1 protein-coding gene is annotated in these 409 nt (G+C 43.0%); it reads left to right on the top strand.

Annotation, left to right across the window (positions count from 1 at the left end):
* Positions 1–56: 56 nt before the first annotated feature.
* A partial coding sequence (locus tag GPK83_RS12270; protein WP_215704900.1) for a helix-turn-helix transcriptional regulator occupies positions 57–409 on the top strand: 353 nt, incomplete at its 3' end.

Here is a 409-nt window from a genome sequence, read left to right as displayed (position 1 = left end):
ATATGGTATAATCAATTCAACGGTTATAAATGTTGTCAGAAGGGGGAACTGCTTCAATGAACGGAGCTACTACAATACAGGAACGGCTAAAAGATTTACGATTAAACAAAGGATTAAAACTGGAAGAACTGGCAGAGCAAACGGGTATTTCAAAATCGGCTCTTGGCAGTTATGAAAAAGATGACTATAAGGAAATCAATCATGGCAACCTTATCCTGCTGGCAGATTTTTATGGGGTGTCCCTCGATTATCTCTTTTGCCGGACAGAGAACCGGGCGGAGATCAACACGCCATTAAGGGAGCTGCATTTGAGTGATGAGATGGTAGCACTTCTGAAAAGCGGTCGGATTAACAACCGTCTGCTGTGCGAACTTGCCACCCATAAGGACTTTATCAAGTTTCTTGCGGA

The sequence above is a fragment of the Clostridium sp. MCC328 genome, assembly GCF_018785465.1.
In the GTDB taxonomy this organism is placed as follows: domain Bacteria; phylum Bacillota; class Clostridia; order Lachnospirales; family Lachnospiraceae; genus Pilosibacter; species Pilosibacter fragilis.
This window is presented reverse-complemented; position numbering and strand designations above follow the sequence as displayed.